The sequence below is a fragment of the Pseudomonas sp. 21LCFQ010 genome (genome assembly GCF_024129905.1).
Classification (GTDB): domain Bacteria; phylum Pseudomonadota; class Gammaproteobacteria; order Pseudomonadales; family Pseudomonadaceae; genus Aquipseudomonas.
On sequence record NZ_JAMYDZ010000011.1, the window covers coordinates 153,455 to 172,446 of the forward strand.

General features: G+C 60.6%; 21 protein-coding genes. 5 read left to right on the top strand and 16 right to left on the bottom strand.

All coding sequences use genetic code 11. The features are described from left to right. Positions 1-110: 110 nt before the first annotated feature. Complete coding sequence (locus NJC38_RS15070) at positions 111-695, top strand: polyribonucleotide nucleotidyltransferase (protein WP_253115453.1); 585 nt, start codon at positions 111-113, stop codon at positions 693-695. A gap of 212 nt (positions 696-907) precedes the next feature. Continuing rightward, entirely contained in the window at positions 908-1,996 is a 1,089-nt protein-coding gene (locus NJC38_RS15075) for a diguanylate cyclase (RefSeq protein ID WP_253115455.1), read from the top strand. On the opposite strand, the gene NJC38_RS15080 is transcribed toward NJC38_RS15075, so the two are convergent. The 7 genes from NJC38_RS15080 to NJC38_RS15110 all read right to left on the bottom strand — a co-directional run bounded on the left by NJC38_RS15080 (position 1,972) and on the right by NJC38_RS15110 (position 10,185). After that, positions 1,972-2,697 carry a hypothetical protein gene (locus tag NJC38_RS15080; protein ID WP_052483413.1) on the bottom strand — a complete coding sequence of 242 codons (726 nt, stop codon included), beginning with the start codon at positions 2,695-2,697 and terminating at the stop codon, positions 1,972-1,974. The genes NJC38_RS15075 and NJC38_RS15080 overlap by 25 nt on opposite strands. Positions 2,698-3,047: 350 nt before the next feature. After that, positions 3,048-3,269, bottom strand: coding sequence for a LuxR C-terminal-related transcriptional regulator (locus NJC38_RS15085; RefSeq protein ID WP_045489231.1), 222 nt, complete (start codon positions 3,267-3,269; stop codon positions 3,048-3,050). Positions 3,270-3,596: 327 nt separating this feature from the next. Continuing rightward, positions 3,597-4,094, bottom strand: a complete 498-nt coding sequence (locus NJC38_RS15090) for a VOC family protein (protein ID WP_253115457.1) — start codon at positions 4,092-4,094, stop codon at positions 3,597-3,599. A 27-nt stretch (positions 4,095-4,121) separates the two neighbouring features. Continuing rightward, positions 4,122-4,568 (bottom strand): nuclear transport factor 2 family protein, encoded by a 447-nt coding sequence (locus tag NJC38_RS15095; protein WP_045489225.1) that lies wholly within the window; start codon positions 4,566-4,568, stop codon positions 4,122-4,124. Between the two features lie 104 nt (positions 4,569-4,672). Further along, positions 4,673-5,983, bottom strand: coding sequence for an MFS transporter (locus NJC38_RS15100; protein WP_253115459.1), 1,311 nt, complete (start codon positions 5,981-5,983; stop codon positions 4,673-4,675). Between the two features lie 119 nt (positions 5,984-6,102). Further along, the gene (locus NJC38_RS15105; RefSeq protein WP_253115461.1) at positions 6,103-7,722 is read right to left on the bottom strand and encodes a methyl-accepting chemotaxis protein; all 1,620 of its coding nucleotides are present in this window, start codon (positions 7,720-7,722) and stop codon (positions 6,103-6,105) included. Positions 7,723-8,022: 300 nt separating this feature from the next. After that, entirely contained in the window at positions 8,023-10,185 is a 2,163-nt protein-coding gene (locus NJC38_RS15110; protein WP_253115463.1) for a TonB-dependent siderophore receptor, read from the bottom strand. A gap of 226 nt (positions 10,186-10,411) precedes the next feature. Between NJC38_RS15110 and NJC38_RS15115 the strand changes: the two genes are divergently transcribed. Next, positions 10,412-10,720, top strand: a complete 309-nt coding sequence (locus NJC38_RS15115; RefSeq protein WP_045489216.1) for a PepSY domain-containing protein — start codon at positions 10,412-10,414, stop codon at positions 10,718-10,720. A gap of 106 nt (positions 10,721-10,826) precedes the next feature. Here the strand turns inward: NJC38_RS15115 and NJC38_RS15120 are convergent, their stop codons facing one another. The 4 genes from NJC38_RS15120 to NJC38_RS15135 all read right to left on the bottom strand — a co-directional run bounded on the left by NJC38_RS15120 (position 10,827) and on the right by NJC38_RS15135 (position 14,450). Beyond that, positions 10,827-11,993, bottom strand: coding sequence for a PQQ-dependent sugar dehydrogenase (locus NJC38_RS15120; RefSeq protein ID WP_253115465.1), 1,167 nt, complete (start codon positions 11,991-11,993; stop codon positions 10,827-10,829). Between the two features lie 28 nt (positions 11,994-12,021). Continuing rightward, positions 12,022-12,333 carry a hypothetical protein gene (locus tag NJC38_RS15125; RefSeq protein WP_253115468.1) on the bottom strand — a complete coding sequence of 104 codons (312 nt, stop codon included), beginning with the start codon at positions 12,331-12,333 and terminating at the stop codon, positions 12,022-12,024. A gap of 145 nt (positions 12,334-12,478) precedes the next feature. After that, positions 12,479-13,642, bottom strand: coding sequence for a PAS domain-containing sensor histidine kinase (locus tag NJC38_RS15130; RefSeq protein ID WP_045489209.1), 1,164 nt, complete (start codon positions 13,640-13,642; stop codon positions 12,479-12,481). Continuing rightward, positions 13,632-14,450, bottom strand: coding sequence for an alpha/beta hydrolase (locus NJC38_RS15135; RefSeq protein WP_045489207.1), 819 nt, complete (start codon positions 14,448-14,450; stop codon positions 13,632-13,634). The genes NJC38_RS15130 and NJC38_RS15135 overlap by 11 nt, the downstream gene beginning before the upstream one ends. Positions 14,451-14,573: 123 nt before the next feature. On the opposite strand from NJC38_RS15135, the gene NJC38_RS15140 reads away from it, so the two are divergent. After that, the gene (locus NJC38_RS15140; protein WP_253115469.1) at positions 14,574-15,566 is read left to right on the top strand and encodes a diaminopimelate epimerase; all 993 of its coding nucleotides are present in this window, start codon (positions 14,574-14,576) and stop codon (positions 15,564-15,566) included. Positions 15,567-15,587: 21 nt separating this feature from the next. Here the strand turns inward: NJC38_RS15140 and NJC38_RS15145 are convergent, their stop codons facing one another. The 3 genes from NJC38_RS15145 to NJC38_RS15155 form a co-directional block, all read right to left on the bottom strand. Next, on the bottom strand, positions 15,588-16,025 hold the full coding sequence (locus NJC38_RS15145) for a nucleoside deaminase (RefSeq protein ID WP_045489201.1): 438 nt from the start codon (positions 16,023-16,025) through the stop codon (positions 15,588-15,590). 10 nt (positions 16,026-16,035) lie between these two features. Beyond that, a complete protein-coding gene (locus tag NJC38_RS15150) occupies positions 16,036-16,479 on the bottom strand; it encodes a hypothetical protein (RefSeq protein WP_045494487.1) in 444 nt (147 codons plus the stop codon). Between the two features lie 129 nt (positions 16,480-16,608). After that, positions 16,609-17,142 carry a GNAT family N-acetyltransferase gene (locus tag NJC38_RS15155; RefSeq protein WP_253115470.1) on the bottom strand — a complete coding sequence of 178 codons (534 nt, stop codon included), beginning with the start codon at positions 17,140-17,142 and terminating at the stop codon, positions 16,609-16,611. A 78-nt stretch (positions 17,143-17,220) separates the two neighbouring features. Here NJC38_RS15155 and NJC38_RS15160 point away from each other — a divergent pair, with 78 nt between their 5' ends. Continuing rightward, positions 17,221-17,682 (top strand): GNAT family N-acetyltransferase, encoded by a 462-nt coding sequence (locus NJC38_RS15160; protein WP_253115480.1) that lies wholly within the window; start codon positions 17,221-17,223, stop codon positions 17,680-17,682. On the opposite strand, the gene def is transcribed toward NJC38_RS15160, so the two are convergent. Together def and NJC38_RS15170 are read right to left on the bottom strand one after the other, a co-directional pair. Beyond that, the gene (def, locus tag NJC38_RS15165; RefSeq protein ID WP_253115472.1) at positions 17,625-18,164 is read right to left on the bottom strand and encodes a peptide deformylase; all 540 of its coding nucleotides are present in this window, start codon (positions 18,162-18,164) and stop codon (positions 17,625-17,627) included. The genes NJC38_RS15160 and def overlap by 58 nt on opposite strands. 90 nt (positions 18,165-18,254) lie before the next feature. After that, a partial coding sequence (locus tag NJC38_RS15170; RefSeq protein WP_253115474.1) for a transposase occupies positions 18,255-18,992 on the bottom strand: 738 nt, incomplete at its 5' end.

The following is an 18,992-nucleotide window of genomic DNA, read 5'->3' on the forward strand; positions in this document are numbered from 1 at the left end:
CCTGCCATCGGCGCCTCCCCGCTATCAATACTGCAAAAACCTGTCAGTGGCCGCCTGCAGGTTCCTCAGGCACACTGCCGATCTGCCCCTTGAATTGCTCAGGTTTTGTCATGTTCGCTGCCCACCGTACCTGCACGCTGCTTGCCCTGTTGCTCAGTGTCACACTGCTGCCCATGAATGCCCAGGCCGAGTCGCGCACCAAACCGGCCAAGAGCGAGACCCGTCAGCCAGTATCGCTGCTCGGCGGCAAGCTGGCCTTTAACCTGCCGGCCACCTACAAGAAAAGCGAGATGCAGGAAGTCGATGCCAAGGCCATCGCTGATGGTATCAGTGGCGCGATGTACACCGACGAAGCCAACCGGCGGGTATTGATCGTGACCGAAACCCCGAACCCGGTGACTGACCAAGCCACTGATAACGACAGCCAGGTGCTCGATGAACTGAGCAGCGCAGCGCTGAGCCAGCAAAGCAACAGCTTTCATGACTTTCAGAAACAGGGCGAGCAACGCGTGCTCAAGAAAAATGGCCTGGGCGTGCGCCAGCTTGATGCCTACGCCACGCTCGGCGGTGGCAAGGTCCTGACCAGCACCTTGGTGGCGGCGTCCGGCAAGCGCTCGGCAGTACTTACCGTGATTTCCAGCGCCAAGGATCCGAAGGGTCATGCCGACACGCTAAAGACGGTGATCGGCAAGTAACAACGACCGTGGCTGCCAACGGCCAGGCAGTTGCTGTGAATGCCATGGCGCAGGGTGTTGATGACAACCGAAGACGGCGACTGTCTGTTCGTCCAATAGTTCAACAATAATGGCATACCGCTCTTCCCTTGCCTTGATCGAACAGCGAAAATCCGCGCTTGGTCAAGGCGTTCGCTTTTGACCGGGCAGCAAGCGATTACCGGTAAGAAGTGATGCCACACCACGATGGGGAACAGAACGGCCGAGGCCTGTCCTTTGCCAAACGCATTTATTTGCCACGCACCATCGGCCTGAGTATCGGATCGGTTTGCGTGGCGGTCGCGCTGTACCCGTTGCCGTGGATGCACTGGATCTGGGCCATGCTGGTGATGCATGCCTGGGTCTGGCCACACCTGGCTTACCAGCGCGCCCGACGCAGTAGCAACCCCTACAAGGCCGAACTGCAGAACATGCTCGGCGACTCGTTTGCCGGCGGTATCTGGGTGGCCCTGATGGGCTTCAGTGCCCTGCCGAGCGTCGCCATCCTGGCCATGATGGCCATGCAGAATATCGCCGCCAACGGCCTGCGCCTGCTTTGGCAAGGCTTACTGGCCAATTTGCTGGGCGCTGTGCTGGGCTTTGCCCTGTTTACCCCGCAAATCCAGCTGGCCAGCACGCCCGAGGAAATCTACGCCTGCCTGCCATTGCTGGTGATCTATCCTGCGTTCATCGGCTGGATGGGCTACAAGGTGGCGCTCAAGCTCAGCGAGCACAAACACGTACTCAGCCGTTTGAGCCGCACCGACAGCCTGACCGGGCTGATAAACCATGGCACCTGGAAAGACCTCCTGCAGGTGGAGTTCACCCGCAGCCAGACGCTCAATCGCGCCTGCTGTGTGGCATTGATCGACATTGACCACTTCAAGACCATCAACGACCGGTACGGGCATATCGTCGGCGACTCGGTGCTCAAGGCGCTGAGCCAGGCATTGCGTGACAACATCCGCGCCAGCGACCTGGCAGGTCGCTATGGCGGTGACGAGCTCTGTGTAATCCTGCCCAATACCGACCTCGATCTGGCGGTGGGTATTCTGGAACGTCTGCGTCAGATCGTCGAAAACCAGGTCGATGCACTGCTGCCTGAACTCAGAATCAGCCTGAGCATCGGTGTTGCGCCCTATGAACAGCACATCGTCGATGCCGCGAGCTGGCTCAATGAAGCCGACAAGGCGCTATACGGCGCCAAGAGCACCGGGCGCAACCGGGTCGTCAGTGCGCCGTGCACCCGCGCTGATTTTCAGGGCCTGGCTCTCGGCGTCTGACGCACCCCGAGCTTTTTCAGCAGGGTCGCCGTACTGTAGCGGGCCACCATCACACTGAGCGGCTGACTGAGCGTCAAATCGCCATACAGCTGCAGTTCACGCTCCAGATGCTGTTGCTGCGATGCACGGTAATTATCCGGGTAAACGCAACGCTCGACCGGCAGCAAGGCATCATGATGTTCCAGCAAGCCCTGGAAGACTACGCGCCGCTCCACACTCTTGCGGGTGGTGTCGATCAGCCGGGTGAAAAACTGGCTGTCGAGCTGGCGCAGGGTCAGCAGCGCGGCGTAGCGCTCGATCAGGGTGTAGCCAGCAGTGTCGTCGTACACCAGGCAACACAGCCGTTCGCGGCTCATCGCCCGAAAAGGATTGGGCGACACGTTACGCCAGCGATGATGGCCCATGACGAAGCACAGTGCCTTGTCAGCCTGAGTGCGCAGTTCGCGGTTGGCCAGGGCCGCCACGTCTTCGAGCAGGGGCGCCAACCGCCCCATTTCTTCCAGCTCCCGGACCAACAGCGCAAACAACCCTCTGGGACCCAACAGACAGTCATGCAACTGGACGAGATGGACGGACGACAGCATGGCCTGCTGTCGTGCCAGCGCTGCATAGGCCAGTCGGCAATCGGCCTCGGACATCATCACCGTTTGCCGGTCCGCTTGTTCATTTTGTTCAGAGCGGTACTCACAACATGCTGCCATAGAATGGACTCCTTATCCGGGCACCTCTAAAAACGACCTGCGTTGCCATCGCTGCGCTGGCTACTTCACTCAGGTTTTTAGAGGCGCCCTATCGTTATCAAGGTGGCTGACTTTCGCCTGCCGACTTTTCTTACACGCTCTACAGGCTTTTCTGCACAACAACTTTAAGACTTCACGCAAGACCGGTCTTATTGATAGGCACAGAACAACACTGACGCATGAGTGGAGCCTGCTTGCCTGTGATGCCGCCTCGCTCCCCACGAGCATGCAGCAATCAAACAGTGGCAATACAAGCATGAAGGCAATTATGTAATGTTCGCCGACGAAAACAATCCGACAGATGTAGGGGGTCAGTTCAGTGGAGCCCATAAATGACAGGCAATAAGTTGGGTACGGCTTTTTACCCGGCTCTTGCGCAGCAACGACGAGACATGGTCGCGTACGGTATAGCCGCTGATGCTGAGCTGCTCGGCGATTTCCTTGTTGGTTCGTCCTTGCAGCAGCAACCCGAGAACCTGTCGTTCCCTGCTGGTCATGCACATGGAGGTTCCTCTCGTTATTACATGATTCATGACGGAGCGCGTAGGACGCTTCTTGCTTTGACTATTTTCATCCAGCGATTCACGCGGTAAATGACAGAGGCAGATATTTCACGGCCTGCACCTGCCGACCCGATAAAAAACGAAGAGAATTCGCTTTAAGTTAACGAAGTAGAAAACTCCTACAAGCCTTAAAGACATATATAACCCCTCCAAAACTTAAATCCCACACAACCAACTATCCAGCCCACAGCGATACGCCCATCAAACAAACTGATGGCAATACGGCTACAAAAACGAATCAGGCGCAAGATAAACTTGCGCCTGGCTAATTACAATCAGCTGTTACAATTGGATCCGTCAAAGCTCCCGGTCATGCCCCTGAAACAGCCGCTGGGCACGGGCCTTGATTTCCTCGGCGCTGACGTCTTCCTTGTGGCTGGAAATGAACCACAGATGGCCAAAGGGATCGCACAACGTGAACGACCGGTCACCATAGAACTGATCCTTGAGGCCGCTCACCACCACCACGTCCTCCTCGTCGGTAACCAGCTCATAGGTCAAATCCACATTCTCCACATAGAGATGCAGGCCTACCGTGGCCTTGTGCGAACAATCAGCGGTTGGCGTCAGCACCGGACTGCTCAGAGCACCCTCATCGCAGGGTTCCGACAGCATGATGCGCGTATCCCCGATATACAGCTCGGCGTGGCCGACCCTGCCGTCGGGACGGTCCAGCCGGAACTCCTCACGGGCATTGAACGCTCGCTTATAGAAATCAATTGCAGCATTACCATCGTGCACGCCCAGGTAGACGGTGACGGTATGAAAGTCCTCGGGGATGGCTTTGACGCTCATTTGGTCTCTCCTCTGGCACAGGCCAGCTCAGGGTTGCAGGTCAAACAGCGCCTTGCCACTGGCCATATCAAAAGGCGCCGAGAAGTGCTCATGGACGATTTTCCAGCCATCGGGGGTACGCAGGTAACCGGCGCTGCCACGCATCCATGACCCCTGGATGACGCCGTTGGCATCCGTGGCACCGCAGTGATTGAGCCAGTGAGCGAACGCTACGTTGCCCGCCCCCTGCACCACCAGATCACGTTGTTCGAACAGCATCTCGCCCGGGCACAGGTTCAGACAGTGTGCCCAGTGCTTGCTATAGGCATCGCGCCCTTTGAATTGCAGCTCGATGATGGCGTCGAAAGCGACCACATCGGGGTGGTATGCCGCCATGATCGCGTCGAGGTCTTTGTTGCGTACGGCCAGCGACCAGTTTTCCAGCAACGTGCGGATCTGGTCCGGGATGAGGGGGTCCTGATTCTCGATGTTCATGAAACAACTCCTGCCGGATCCGGCTCGGGTTCATGTACATCCAGCGTAGACGCTTGCAGTGAAAGCTGACAGCCGGTTGTTTGTCCGGCTGTCAGCCTGAAACATCACTTGCCCAGGCAGGGCTGGTCACAACCCAGATCGTGGCGGGCAGCAAACCAGGCAGCGGTCAGCAGGCCCACCGCGCCCATCACCAGGCAGTAGACCACGCAGACCCACGGGCTTATGGGCATCAGGCCGATCAACAGCAACGGCGTGACACTGGCCCATAATGCATAGGCGATGTTGTAGGTAAAAGAGATGCCCGAAACCCGGATGCGAGCCGGGAACAGCCCGACCATCACCGACGGTACGACCCCGACGATGCCACAGGCCAGGCCGGCCAGTGCATAGGCGATACCAGGCGCCAGCCACTGCAGGATCAGGCTGGCGTACAGCATACCGATCCCCAGCGGCAGCAGCAGGCTGTACAGCAACACGCTGCGCCAAGCACCGATACGGTCGACCAGCATGCCGGCCAGCACACAACCGATGTTCAGGAACACAATGCCCCAGGCACTGAGGGCAAAGGTTTCACGGGCACTGAAGCCGAAACGCTGCTGCATCACCGTCGGGGTGATGACCACCAGCACCACCACCGCCGAGGTCAGCACACAGGTAAGCAGCGCCGCCGGCAGCAGCGACGCTCGATGCTCACGCAACACCTGGCCCAACGGCAGGCGCTGCATGTCTTCTTTCTGGGCATGCAAGGCCATGAATACCGGGGTTTCGCTGAGCCAGCGGCGCAGCCACACCCCCACTACACCGAATACGCCACCGAGCAGAAACGGAATACGCCAGGCGTAATCGAGGATTTCCTGCGGGGTATACACCCGCGCCAGCCAGGTCGCGGTCAGCGCGCCCAGTAGGTAACCGAAGGTCAGCCCGGCCTGCAGCACACCCAGCGCATAGCCGCGATGCCCGGCTGGCGCGTGCTCGGCGACAAACACCCAGGCACTCGGCACCTCGCCCCCCACCGCCGCGCCCTGCATCACCCGCAGCGCCAGCAACAGCAGCGGAGCCCAGAAACCGATTTGCGCGTAGGTGGGCATCAGACCGATGAGCAGACATGGCAGGGCCATCATCAGGATGCTCAGGCTGAATACCCGCTTGCGTCCCAGCCGATCGGCAAAGTGGGCCATCAGGATGCCGCCCAGCGGTCGCGCCAGATAGCCGGTGACGAAAATGCCGAAGCTTTGCAACAAGCGCAGCCATTCGGGCATGTCCGGCGGAAAGAACAGCTGGCTGAGGGTCAGGGCGAAGAATACGAATATGATGAAATCGTAGATCTCCAGAGCCCCGCCCAATGCGGCAAGGCCCAGGGTCCGATAGTCAGCGCGGGAAAATGGCTTCGGACGTGGTCGTGCAGTGGCCGTCATGGGCACTCCCGGTATGTGACAGTTTGAAAGCGCGCGAAGAATAGCAAAAGTGCCCCATCAGAGCGCGCTACAAACTGCTACAGCACCGATAACCCGACGCTACGGGCAAAACCGCAAGATCATGCCGCCAGCCCGGCGATGACCTTGTTCAAGTCCAGTGACAGCGCATGCAGATCATCGCTGGAAGCCTGGGTGCGCTGGATGTTGTCCTGGTTGACGGTCGCAATGGCACTGATTTGCGTGAGATTGCGCGAGATATCCTCGGCCACGGAGGTCTGCTCTTCAGCGGCCGTAGCGATCTGCCGGTTCATGTCGCGGATCGCTTCCACTGCCACGGTGATGCGGTGCAGCGAATCGCTCGCCCGGGCGACCTGCTCGACACTTTCCTGGCTGCGCGCCTGGCCGTTTTCGATGGCTTGCGCAGCATTGATTGCGCCAGTCTGTACCGAGCTGATGATCTGATTGATCTCGGCAGTAGATGCCGCGGTGCGCTGAGCGAGGGTCCGTACCTCGTCAGCGACCACGGCAAAGCCACGGCCCTGCTCACCGGCGCGAGCGGCTTCGATAGCGGCGTTGAGCGCGAGCAGGTTGGTCTGTTCGGCAATGCTGCGAATCACCTCCAGGACCTTGCCAATCCGCTCGCTGTCACTCTCCAGGCGGCGAATCACCTCGGCTGTGTTAGCCACTTCGGTGCGCATCTGGTTGATCGTTTCAATGGTCGCGGCCATGACGTGCTCACCTTCCTGGGAACACCGGTCAGCGTCGTCGGCGGCATTGGCCGCTTCGGCGGCGTGGCGGGCAACTTGCTGGGCCGTTGCGGACATCTCGTGCATCGCGGTCGCCACCTGATCGGTGCGCTCAAATTGTTCTCGGGTGCCTTGCGCCATCACTGCGGCAATGGACTTGAGTTCGATGCTCGCGCCGTCCAGGTCCTGACTGTCCTGCTTGAGGCTGGTAATGGTCTGCGCGAGAAAATCACGCAGCAGGTTGGCGGCCGTGGCCAGGCGGCCCAATTCGTCCTTGCGCTCGACCCGGGCGCGTTCGGTGAACCTGCCTTCACTCAATTGCGCTACATAATCGATGAGCTTGCGTACCGGGCCGGCAATATTGCGACTGACCATCCACTGGGTCACCAGGCCCACCAACAGCGCCGAGGCCAACATAATCAACACGCCCCAAAGGATCGTGCTGCTGGCGGCCTCGCTAAGGCTTTGCGACTGTTTCTGGCTGTGCTGGCGCAGACTATCCACCAGCGTGCTCATTTGTTCACTGGCGGCCCGGTCCACGCCCTTGACCGCCAGATCCCCGGCCACCGGGTCGCCGCCAGCGGTAATGAAGGCATCACGGCCCTTGCGATAGGCACTGCCCAGGTTGCGATGCTCTTCACGCAAGCGCTCGACCTGGCTGCGGATACCGCTGTCGATAGACTGCCACTGAGCAAGCTGGCCAAGAATCAGTTGCACCTGACGCTCCTGAGCTTCGAACTGGTTCCAGTACTTGTCACGTTCGGCCACTGTCTTGCCGCGCAGCAACACGTTTTTCCATTCCTGGACCTGAATCTTGAACTGCAGATTGGCCTCGTCGATAAGTTGCGACGCCCGCAACGGGCCATCCAGCAGACCGCGATAGTCGCGTACGTTATTCGACAATAGGTAAAAACAGGCCAGGGCAATCACCAGCAATAACGCCAGGCTGGCGCCAAGCAGGGCGAGGATCTGCAACTTGAGGGATTTGTACATGTGGGCGGGCACTCGACAGCGTGAACTGCGTCAGCAGATCAATCTGCGCAATATTGAAAATGCGCACTTCCCTGTGCTGACGCAGTTAACCAGCCGAATATGACCAAAAAATGACAGCACAATGACATGAGCCATCCAGCAGTTGCCGCCTCGGCACTGTGACGTAACAGAAGCGGGAATCGTAGGAGCCGCTTCAGCGGCGAAGCATTCGCGGCTGAAGCCACTCCTACGAAACAAGCCTATATATCAATGAATTAAATACTGCCCGTGGCAGGCAGCTCTGCTGGCGACTGCAATGCCTCAGAAATTGACCGTCGCCGACAATCGGGCGGTGCGGGGTGCGCCGGGGAACAGGTAGTCGTCGCCCAGGTACTCGCCCACATCACGCCAGTAGCGCTTGTCGAACAGGTTATCGACCGAGAGTCGCCAGACGGTGTCGTAGCCGCTCAGGCGGGTGCTGTAACGGCCGCCGACATTGAACAAGGCATAGTCGTTGACGTTGACCTGGCCCTGGCGGTCAGCGAATTTGCTGGCGCTGTATTGCAGGCCGCCAAGCAGCGCCAGGCCCGGGATCGGCAAGGCGTAGTCGGCCTGCAGGCTGGCGCGGTATTTGGGTACGTTAAGCGCCTGATGCCCCTCATAGGCCTCAGTGCCGCTGCCCTCGACCCGTGCCCGGATCGCCGCGACGCTGGCGGCAATCTGCAGCCGCTCGGTGAGATGACCGGTGGCGCCCAGCTCAAGACCAAGGTTCTTCTGCTGCCCCTGCTCTACATAGGTGAAGGTGCCGTCGGCCTGCGGCTGCGAGTACTGGTAGGCCTTACGAATCTGGAACAGCGCGGCAGTCAGGCTCATGCGCTGCAGGTCGTACTTGACCCCTGCTTCCAGTTGCCGCGACACACTCGGAGCGAGGATTTCACCGGCGTTGTTACTGAACCACGCCGCCGTGCCGCCCAGGCTCAGGCCTTTGCTGTAGCTGGTGTACAGCGACAGGTTTGCCAGTGGTTTATAAATCAGCGCGGCCTGCGGCAGGAACAACGAGCGCCGGGTATGGCGCAGGTCGCTGCCATCTTCACCCCACGCCTGTTCATTCAGATACACCTGGCGACCACCGGCCACCACCTGCCAGTGGTCGTCGAAGCGAATCCGGTCGGTGAAGAACACCCCGTACTGACGGCTGTCGAGGCGACGCTCAGTGTGTGGTAGCAGCTTGTCAGCCTGCGCCACCGTGTCCGGGGTCTGATTGATGTTACCGCTGCCAACCCACTCGTTGAATGTGCCACGGGTATCGACGGTGCGCCGCAAGGCACTGGTGCCGATGGTCAGCTCGTGCTCCAGCGAGCCAGTGGCAAAGCGCCCGGCCAGCGCCGCTTCAACCTCGTCGTTACGCCGGGTGTCATCGGGGCTGCGGAAATCGTAGATGTCGTAGTCGCCTTCAGCGCTGAAGTAATTGGGCACTGCTTGCCCGGCGCAACTGGCAGCGCCATAGCACCCCCAGGCGAACGAGCTGTAGTCGTCAATCACCACCCGGCTGCGCGAGGCACTGAGGCTACCGGTCCAGCTCTCATTGAAGCGGTACTCGAAGCGCCCATTGAGGTTCAGCGAGTCGATGCCCACCGGGTTGGACCAGCTCTGATGGCCCAGCCGCTTGCGGGGCGACGCGTCATGAGGCAGCTCGCTGCCGCCGAGCAACTGATAGCCCGGCACCGAACGTTGCTCGCGAGTCTGATACTCCGCATCGAGTTGCAACGTGGCGCGCTCGTTGATGTTCCAGTCGAAGGCCAGTGAGGCGAAGTCGCGCTGGCCGTCAGCGTGTTCAACATATGAGCGAATATCTTCATGAGCCAGATTGGCGCGCAGGCCGAACTGCCGCTCGCTACCGAACCAGCCACCGACGTCAGTCGCAATGTAACGCTCACCGTGCTCATTGGTGGCGACGGTTACCGAACGCACATCGGCAGCGCGTTTGGTCTGATAGTTGATCACCCCACCCGGCTCGGCCACCCCACCTTGCAGACCGGAGACGCCCTTGAGCAACTCAACTTGCTGTTTATTCTCCAGCGCCACGTTCTGCTCGCCGGCAATGCTGCGGCCATTGATGCGATAACTGTTGCCGGCATTGAGCGAAAAGCCCCGGACCAGGAAGTTTTCGTAGTAGCCCACCGGCGCATAGGCTTCGCCCACCGAGGCGTCGTTGCGCAGCACTTCGCTAAGCAAGCGGGCCTGGCGATCCTCCAGCAACGCTTGAGTGAACACCGCAACCGAGGCAGGCGTATCGAGCAGCGGCGTATCAGCAGCGGCGGTAACGGCAGCGCGGCGGGCCTGGTAACCCTCGGCACCCGGCTGGTCAGCCACGTCCCTGATCTGCACAGCGTCAAGATTCACGGGCTCGGCAGCCTGCAACGCAGAGGCGACGGCCGGGCTCAGTGACAGCAAGGGCCAGGCCAGTCGGTGTGGCGTACTCATGAAGGGGCAACTCCAGGATTGGGCGGGGGGCGACTTTGTACGTTTATGGCGGAACTTTTACAACCCTGAGAGGCCGTCTTTTCAATAAACGAGTGCCCCCTCTCTGTCTTCAGGTTTTAAGCGTGAATTAAGTATGGGTGGTTAATCTGGCTTCAACAAAACAACTGAACCCCTCGGTTGTTAACCGCTCTATAACCCCAGATTCCACACTGAAAGGAAATTGATCATGAAAAAATTCATCCCTGCCCTGTTTGCTGCTGTAACTCTGAGCGCCGCTGCCGGCATGGCTCAGGCCGATGTTCGCCCTGATCAGCTTGCCGACCTGCAAAAAGCCGGCACCATCGGCGACTTGCAGAAGTTCAACAAGCAGGCGCTGGACAAGCACCCTGGCTTCACCATCCATGACACCGAGCTGGAGCAGCAGGGCGGCCGTTATGTCTACGAAATCGAACTGCGCAATACCCAGGGTACCGAGTGGGACTTCCATGTCGATGCCAAGACCGGTGAAGTGCTGCTCGACAAACAGGATCGTTGATTCCTGAATCTGATACCAAGCGGCTCAATCAACGCTGGCAAACGCCAGGGCGGATTGAGCCGCTAATTATTTCCTACGCAGCTATTTCCTACGCAACTACCCGCGATTATTCCAGGCCGACTTTAAGCAACTTGCCGTTGCCGTCATCGGTCAGCACATACAGATAACCATCCGGCCCCTGACGTACGTCGCGGATCCGCTCCTTGCGTTCTTTGAGCAGCCGTTCTTCATCAACAATACGGCCATCTTCGACCTTCAAACGAATCAGCTCTTCGGTTGCCAGTGCGCCGATGAACACGCTGTGATCCCACGCCTTAAAACGTCCGCCATCGTAAAACACCATGCCGCTGACGCCCGGCGACACTTGCCAGACATGCAAGGGCTTGACCGTCCCTTCGACCAGTTCACCTTTGGCTTCAGGAATTTTCAGGCCCGAATAGTTGATACCGTGGGTTGCCAGCGGCCAGCCAAAGTTCTGGCCGCGCTCGGCGATGTTGATCTCGTCACCGCCTTTAGGTCCATGTTCGTTGACCCATACCGTTCCATTCCACGGATTGAACGCGGCGCCTTGCGGGTTACGGTGGCCATAGCTCCAGATTTCCGGCCGCGCGCCCTTGCTCCCAACAAAGGGGTTGTCATCCGGGACCTTGCCGTCCGGGAAGATCCGCACCACCTTGCCTTGCAGTTTGTCGAGGTCCTGGGCCGTTGGCCGCTGGTTATTCTCGCCCAGTGCGATGAACAGATAGCCTTCACGGTCGAACACCAGCCGCGCGCCGAAGTGGTTGCCTACCGACAGCTTGGGTTGCTGACGAAAGATCACATTGAAATCTTCCAGACGGCTCAGGTCTGCCGACAGCCGTCCACGCCCCACTGCCGTGCCCGCCTTGTCGCCTTCAGCGGCGCTTTTGCCATCGCCCTCGGCGTACGCCAGATACACCAGCCGGTCTTTGCCGAAGTCCGGCGACAACACCACATCCAGCAAGCCGCCCTGCCCATTGGCCCAGACTTGCGGTACGCCTGAGATCGGCTTACCGGCCTTGCCATCAACGCCCAGCAGCAACAGGTTGCCGGAACGCTCAGTCACCAGAATGCCTTGCTGGTCCGGCAAAAATGCCAATGCCCAAGGGTGATCCAGCCCTTCGGCCAACTGGGTGACGGTCACAGCGCCCAATTCGCTTTTGTACTGTTTGGCCGCCTCGGCCGCTGAAACGGCCAATGGCAGGCCAGCCAGCGCACTGGCGCAAAATGTCGCGATCAGGGTTTTTCTCAACATGGGCGTTTCCTTATGCATAACGTAGAGATCATCGGGATGGAGTACCGCGTTCGGGCGGGTTGAAGCGGGGCTGCTCGGCGGGCCGTACCGGCGCCTGCTGACGGGTCGGCTGGCCATTGCGGATACCGCCGTTTTCCAGGGTCGGCGGACGCACCACGGGCGAGGTATTGGGGCGCGGCGTGTCGGGGACCGTGCCTTGTCGACTGTTGGGGTTGGCGCGTTTGATCGGGCTGTTGTAAGGGTTGCCGTCGGCACCAGCGCCGGGCGGCTGCTGCGCATGGGCCAGCGGTCCGCCAGCCAGCAGCGCTGCAATGGCGAGGCCTTGCAAGAAGCGAGTCATTATCTGCCTGCCTGAAAGTAGGGGTTCAAACCTTGGAAACCGGATCAGGCCTCAGGTTCGACCAGCGATGGCAGATGGGCAAGAAATGCGCTGACAGAGTTTGTAACAAGGCTGGTCAGGAGTGCCCGCTTGAACCTGTGCGGGTTTAAAAGGCTCTGGGAAATCGTGCAGTAAAGGTGGTGCCGTGTTCCGGGCTGGACTGCGCCAATACATCGCCCAGGTGGGCGCGCATGATCTCGCGAACAATAAACAGCCCCAGCCCTACACTGCGGCTGTCATCGCTGGCCGCACCGCGCACCAATGGTTCAAACAGCTCTTCGAGCTGCTCGGCAGGAATCACTTGACCGCTGTTATGTACCGCCAGGCTGCCACCCTTGCCGCCAAATGCGCTGATCACCCGGATCTCGCCTTGCGGGTCACCATAACTCACCGCATTGCCGACCAGATTACTGACCACCTGAAACAACCGGTCGGCATCGGCATTGCAAAGCCCCTCGCCTTCGCGCACATGCACCAGGCGCCGGCCGGGAAAAGCCAGCCGCAGGTCTTCGACACAGCGCGCCACCACGGCATGCAGATCAATGGCCTGCAGGCTGACCGCCAGCCCCTGGCCAACCCTGGCCTGGGTGAAGTCCAGCAGATCGCCGATCAAGCGGCTGGCACGGTCCACCGAGTGGGATATGTGGCCCATGACCCGAAGCTGGCGTTGGTCGAAGTTGCCGCGTTGCAGCAGGTCTGCCGCCATCTTGATGGCCGTCAACGGGTTGCGCAGGTCATGGCTGACGATACCGACCAGTTGTTCGGCAAAATTGGCGCGGATCTGCGCTTCGGCGTGCGCCAGACGTAGACGGTTCTGCGCCGAGGTCAACTCTTTCTGGGCCATGAGCTGTTGCTGCAACAACTCTTCGGCCATCTGCCGGGCCGCGAGCAGCTCGCGCTCATACTGATTGCGTTCTTCTGCCACGAACAACGCCAGTTCGTGATGGAACACGCCATCATGCTCACGGCGCACGGCGTTGAGCATCATCGGTATCTGACGGCCATCGGTGTGCAACAGGTCGAGCTTGACCTCGGCCACCGACCCCTGCATCTGTAGCAACGGAAACCAGTGAGTCTGGTGAAAGATCTTGCCGCCCATGGTCAGCAGGCTCTGAAAGCGCTGGCCGAGCAGCGCCTGCTGCTCGCGCCCGACCCAGCGACAGAAGGTCTGGTTGACGCGCTCGATTTCGCCATTGCCGCAGGTCAACAGCAAACCGCAGGGGGCATTGTCGAACAGGGTTTGCGCGTCAGGCAGTGACTCAGGCGGCATGCGGGGTGTTTCCATAGGGCTTGAGAAATTGCTCAATGGCCTCGATGCAGGCCGCCGGCGCACTCATGTGCGGGCAGTGGCCAATGTTTTCGATCAGCCGCAGGGTGCTGCCGGGCATCGCAGCATGCAGGTAATCACCGACCTCGACCGGGGCGATCAGGTCGTCAGTGCATTGCAGAATCAACGCCGGCGTGGTCAGGCCCTGAACATCCTCGCGGTTGTCGGACATGAACGTCACCCGGGCGAAATGCCGGGCAATGTCGGGGTGGGTGCGGCAAAAGCTGCTGGCCAGTTCCTCGCCCAGCTCCGGTTGGTCCGGCGCGCCCATGATCGACGGCGCCATGGTGCTCGACCAGCCCAGGTAGTTGCTGTCGAGGGTGTCGAGCAGTGAGTCGATGTCAGCGCGGCTGAAGCCGCCGACGTAGCCTTGATCATCGATATACCGCGGTGACGGCCCGACCATGATGTGCGCGCTGACCAAGCCCGGCTTGAGGCGGTCGGCGAGCACACCGATCATCGCGCTGACCGAATGACCGACCAGCACCACCGGCCCCTGGCCAAACTGCTCGATAATCTCCAGCAGGTCCTGGGCATAACCGTCGAGCCGCTCGTATTTATGCTGGAAATACGCGGACAGGTCCGAACCACCACTGCCCACCAGGTCGTAGGCCACGACCCGGTAGCGGTCACTGAAGCTCGGCGCCACGAAGCGCCACATCCGCTGGTCGCAGCCAAACCCGTGGCCAAAGATCAGGGTAACGGGGCCCTCGCCGATCACTCTTACATTGTTGCGCCGTTGTACCTGCATCCCTCGCTCCAGTCTCAATGCTGCGCGCGCTTGGGCTGCGCAACTTAACAATTGCCGAGATTAGCATCGTTCCAAGCCTCAGACAGTGCAGAATGCACGGTATTCCATTTACCAGGCACGATCATGACAAGAATCTTTGACGCCCGCGGCAACCGTTATGCCGTGACCACCCCCGATCAGCTACGCCGCCTGGGTGTGGCAATCCCCGATGACGCCGCCGACGCCGCACGGCGGCGCTCGCACTGGGCTGCGGCCGCCGTCGCTGCGGTGTGTGCCTGGCCCGAAGGAACGGCGCCACCCGGCGCCAAAGCGCACTGCAGCGACGGCTTGCTGATCGGTCCGTTTAGCGGCCAGGCCCCCTTTGATGTATTGATCGTCAATACCGACGCCACCCTGGCCGAACGCAGCGGCAACGGCCTGACCATCTTTGCCCAGGCACTGACCGAGAGCGGCCTGGCAACGCTGCAGCCATTTACCTTGCGCGTGCATCATGACGCTGGGTCAGCGCCGCTGGAAACCGCCATTGAACCCGCCACCCTGGATGGCGTCCGGGGCTTCTGGCTGGACCTTGGTACGCCGCAGTTCGGACCACAGGCGGTGGCCGCGCTCGAGACTGCCGTGCAAGCCAGCCGTTTCAATGATCGCCCGGTCAACCGGGTACCGCCTCTGGCCGCCGTCAATCCTGCGTGGGCGCACAGCGTGTTCGTGCGGGTCGGCAATCCACATTGCGTCACCCTGTTGGCTGATGCCGCTCAACTGCCGACGTTCGCTGCGCTGCATGACCCCGCGCTGAACCAACCGTTGACCCGGATCGCCTTTGCCGCCGGCGAGTTGGGTGCCGGTGAGCCCTGCCCGGCCGGGGTCAACCTGCAATGGGCCTGCCTGAGCGAACCGGGACAATTGGAAGCACGCGTGTTCGAGCGCGGCGAAGGCCCCACGGCATCTTCCGGCACCAGCGCCAGCGCCGTGGCCTGCGCGGCCTGGGCTGCCGGGCTGGTACAAGGCGGCGCCGTGCACGTCAGGATGCCGGGCGGCACTGCGCCGCTGAAGCTGGATGAACAAGACGGCGTGCTGCGGGGTGTGGCCTTGTTCGGCGTGGCGACCAGCGTGGTCTGACCAAGCTGATACTGGCAGGGGCTACTCGCCGATATCTTCATTCCACAGTTGCGGGTGACGAGCAATGAAGTCGCGCATCAGGTGTTCGCAAGTGCTGTCACCCAGCACCTCGACCTGCACGCCGCGGGCACGCAGCAGTTGCTCTTCACCCATGAAGGTCTGGTTTTCGCCGACGATTACCTTGCCGATGCCATACAGCAGAATCGCCCCGCTGCACATTGCACAGGGCGACAGCGTGGTGTAGAGCACCGCTTCACGATAGACCCTGGCCGGCTGCCGGCCGGCGTTCTCCAACGCATCCATTTCGCCATGCTTGATGGCACTGCCTTGCTGGACACGACGGTTATGTCCACGGCCGATGATCTTGCCATCGTGAACAATCACTGAACCGATGGGTATACCGCCTTCGGCCAGGCCTTGGCGGGCCTCATCAATGGCTGCCTGCATGAATGGGTCCATAGATTTTCCTTCACGGCATGTAGTTTTTCCGGGCGCTTTCCAGCGCGCGGGAGACGAACTCGGCCAGCAGATCGGCAGAGCGTGCTTTCATTTCCTGACCGACTTCATTGTTGCGCGCCTTGAAGCGATTCATCAGCGCAGGCGAGCCTTTGCCGTCGTTAAGCTGGCGCAGCTCTTCGACACTGAACGAATGGGCATAGGCCGCCGCCAGGTTCTGCTCCCAACGGCCTTGATACTGCGGCTGCAAGCGCTGCAATTCACCCTGCACCAACACCTGGGCCCGGGTTTTGCCCAAGGCGTCGACCAGCCCGGCAAACACCGCTGTGCGTGAGGCCATCTGATAGCCCTGCCAGCCCAGACCATCGCCCAGATGACGTTGCTGGACGAACGCCAGCGCAGTGTCGTCGACCTCAGCGGCACTCAAAGGCGCGCCCCCCAGGCCGATCATCAACATCCCGCCGGCAATCAGGCCGGGCAAGGACGTGGCTTTGCAGTCGTTCATCGCCCCTCCCGGCTGACAGACAGCAACTTTGAACCTAGCAGTTAAAAAGACCCATTGTCAGATCAGGGGTCGCTTCCAGCCTCAACATGCCGTTATCAGCAACGCCTGCCAGCGCTCACGGGTCATCCGGTAAAGGCGCACCCCCATGCCAAAGTAACGGGCATGCAGGTAATCCTGAAACCCGGCCTTGTGCAGCACCTGTATCGATGCCTGGTTTTGCGGCTCCACCACCGCCACCACCGAGCTCACCGCCAGAGTACCGAAACCATGGGCCAACACGACCTTTACCGCCTCGCTGGCCATGCCCTGATTCCAGAACGCCGGGCTGAGCCGATAACCGAGCATGACCTCTTCTGCCTCTTCGAAGCGCTCTTTACACAAACCGCAGAATCCGACCAGCCGGGCGCTACGTTGTTCAATCACCGCCAGCGGCGCAAAGCCTTCTTCTGCCAGGCTGACACGGCAATGCTCGAGGAACTCGGCACTGGCTGAGCGGCTCATGACCCCGCGTACCGAATAGCGCATCACCTGTGGATCAGCCAGTAACGCGGCCAGCTCTGCCAGGTCAGACCCGACAAAACCGCGCAGTTGCAGGCGCTCAGTTGTGAGGGGCATTGAGGGATAAAGCATCTCGTCATTCCATTATCGATGGCCTGAGCCGGTATGATGCCTGCTTTTGTCTGTCGCTACGCCATGTCTGACCTGCACATTTACCCGTTACCCGCCCTGGCGCGCCCGTTGCTGGAAAAATTCTACCGTAGCCATCGCTCGCCCATGCGCCTGCCCGCCCAAGGCCAGGCCTGGGTCGTGAAGGAGGCGCAGATTGTTGCGGCCCTGTGCTTGACGCCGGTTCGTCATGGCCACTGGCTGACCGGGCTGTTTGTCGCCGCCTCATGGCGTGGTCAGGGGCTTGCCCGGCGCCTGATCGACCAGGCACACAGCCAATGCAGCGGGCCGCTGTGGCTGTTCTGCCACCCTGACTTGCTGGGCTTTTATCAGTCGTTAGGGTTCGTCACAGCCGTTGAATTGCCGGCCGAGCTGGCTGAGCGGCTGGCTCGCTATCAACGCAGCAAGGCACTGGTCGCCCTGCTGCGTGATCAGTCGTCAGCGTTGGGATCGAGGTCTGGAAACAGCACTTCGGTAAACCCGAACTGACGAAAGTCAGTCACTCGCGAAGGGTACAGACGGCCGATCAGGTGATCGCACTCGTGCTGCACCACCCGGGCATGAAAACCCTCGGCGATACGCTGGATCGGTACACCTTGCGGGTCAACGCCCTCATAGCGGATACGCCGATGACGCTCGACCACCCCGCGTAAGCCAGGCACCGACAGACAGCCTTCCCAACCGCCTTCAAGTGAGTCATCGAGCGGGGTAATCACCGGGTTGAGCAAGATGGTGCGCGGCACGGCCTCGGCATCAGGGTAGCGGGCGCTGCGCTCGAAACCGAAAATCACCAGTTGCAGATCGACACCGATCTGCGGCGCAGCCAGGCCAACGCCACCGACGCTTTGCATGGTGTCGAACATGTCATCGATCAGGGTTTGCAACTCTGGGGTGCCAATCAGGCTTGCCGGCACCGGCGGGGCGACCCGCAGCAAGCGCGGATCGCCCATTTTCAAAATCTCGCGAATCATCAGGCAACGTCCTGTAAGGCAAAGCGCAATCGTGCCACATTCCAGGCTTGACATCCTCCCCGGCCTGAAGGCCGGAGATTCCTACGGCGCTCAGGCACGGCATCGGGCCGCCCCCGAGTCGCTTCGGTGGGTTCCTGCTGCTGGCGCCATGACCTCTGCGCTCACTTCACAGGCTAACCGGGCGTGTCCCGCCCTTAGTACATTGATCGCCCCGACCACATCGGCGTTGCCTTCAAAACCACATCCCACGCACCTGAACAGCGCTTGCGTCTGGCGGTTGGCCGCCGACACATGGCCGCAACAGGGGCACCTGCGGCTGGTATTTGGCGGCGGCACGGCAATCAGCCAGCCGCCGCGCCACGCCAACTTGTAGTCCAGTTGGCGGCGGAACTCGAACCAGCCCTGATCGAGGATGGCCCTGTTCAGGCCAGATTTGGCCCGAACGTTTCTTCCCGGTGCCTCGGCCGTGCCTGCCGCCGACCTGGACATATTCCGTACCTGCAAGTCCTCGATACACACCATCGCGTGGTTTTGGCTGATCGTGGTGGAGCACTTGTGCAGATAGTCGCGGCGGGCATTGCCGATGCGCGAGTGAATGTGCTGGACGCGGGCTTTCGCTTTCTTCCAGTTGCGGCTGAATCTGACCTTACGGCTCATCGCCTGCTGCGCTTTGCACAGCGCGGTTTCATGGCGTTTGAAGCTGTTCAGGGGTGCGTAGAACGAACCATCCGAAAGCGTGGCGAAGCGGGCAATGCCCATGTCGATGCCGACTGCCGCACCCTGTGCCGTGGGCTGCTCATCGATCTCGCGTTCGGTCTGGATACTCAC

What these genes read in the sequence shown, in the direction of transcription:
- NJC38_RS15090 (WP_253115457.1), bottom strand. Translation starts at nt 4,094, where the DNA reads ATGAGCGTCAAAGCCATCCCCGAGGACTTTCATACCGTCACCGTCTAC.
- NJC38_RS15085 (WP_045489231.1), bottom strand. Translation starts at nt 3,269, where the DNA reads ATGAATCATGTAATAACGAGAGGAACCTCCATGTGCATGACCAGCAGG.
- NJC38_RS15150 (WP_045494487.1), bottom strand. Translation starts at nt 16,479, where the DNA reads ATGTTGATGATCGGCCTGGGGGGCGCGCCTTTGAGTGCCGCTGAGGTC.
- NJC38_RS15140 (WP_253115469.1), top strand. Translation starts at nt 14,574, where the DNA reads ATGACAAGAATCTTTGACGCCCGCGGCAACCGTTATGCCGTGACCACC.
- NJC38_RS15125 (WP_253115468.1), bottom strand. Translation starts at nt 12,333, where the DNA reads ATGACTCGCTTCTTGCAAGGCCTCGCCATTGCAGCGCTGCTGGCTGGC.
- NJC38_RS15145 (WP_045489201.1), bottom strand. Translation starts at nt 16,025, where the DNA reads ATGGACCCATTCATGCAGGCAGCCATTGATGAGGCCCGCCAAGGCCTG.
- NJC38_RS15105 (WP_253115461.1), bottom strand. Translation starts at nt 7,722, where the DNA reads ATGTACAAATCCCTCAAGTTGCAGATCCTCGCCCTGCTTGGCGCCAGC.
- NJC38_RS15135 (WP_045489207.1), bottom strand. Translation starts at nt 14,450, where the DNA reads ATGCAGGTACAACGGCGCAACAATGTAAGAGTGATCGGCGAGGGCCCC.
- NJC38_RS15130 (WP_045489209.1), bottom strand. Translation starts at nt 13,642, where the DNA reads ATGCCGCCTGAGTCACTGCCTGACGCGCAAACCCTGTTCGACAATGCC.
- NJC38_RS15070 (WP_253115453.1), top strand. Translation starts at nt 111, where the DNA reads ATGTTCGCTGCCCACCGTACCTGCACGCTGCTTGCCCTGTTGCTCAGT.
- NJC38_RS15120 (WP_253115465.1), bottom strand. Translation starts at nt 11,993, where the DNA reads ATGTTGAGAAAAACCCTGATCGCGACATTTTGCGCCAGTGCGCTGGCT.
- NJC38_RS15075 (WP_253115455.1), top strand. Translation starts at nt 908, where the DNA reads ATGCCACACCACGATGGGGAACAGAACGGCCGAGGCCTGTCCTTTGCC.
- NJC38_RS15155 (WP_253115470.1), bottom strand. Translation starts at nt 17,142, where the DNA reads ATGCCCCTCACAACTGAGCGCCTGCAACTGCGCGGTTTTGTCGGGTCT.
- NJC38_RS15115 (WP_045489216.1), top strand. Translation starts at nt 10,412, where the DNA reads ATGAAAAAATTCATCCCTGCCCTGTTTGCTGCTGTAACTCTGAGCGCC.
- NJC38_RS15095 (WP_045489225.1), bottom strand. Translation starts at nt 4,568, where the DNA reads ATGAACATCGAGAATCAGGACCCCCTCATCCCGGACCAGATCCGCACG.
- NJC38_RS15100 (WP_253115459.1), bottom strand. Translation starts at nt 5,983, where the DNA reads ATGACGGCCACTGCACGACCACGTCCGAAGCCATTTTCCCGCGCTGAC.
- NJC38_RS15080 (WP_052483413.1), bottom strand. Translation starts at nt 2,697, where the DNA reads ATGGCAGCATGTTGTGAGTACCGCTCTGAACAAAATGAACAAGCGGAC.
- NJC38_RS15110 (WP_253115463.1), bottom strand. Translation starts at nt 10,185, where the DNA reads ATGAGTACGCCACACCGACTGGCCTGGCCCTTGCTGTCACTGAGCCCG.
- NJC38_RS15160 (WP_253115480.1), top strand. Translation starts at nt 17,221, where the DNA reads ATGTCTGACCTGCACATTTACCCGTTACCCGCCCTGGCGCGCCCGTTG.
- def (WP_253115472.1), bottom strand. Translation starts at nt 18,164, where the DNA reads ATGATTCGCGAGATTTTGAAAATGGGCGATCCGCGCTTGCTGCGGGTC.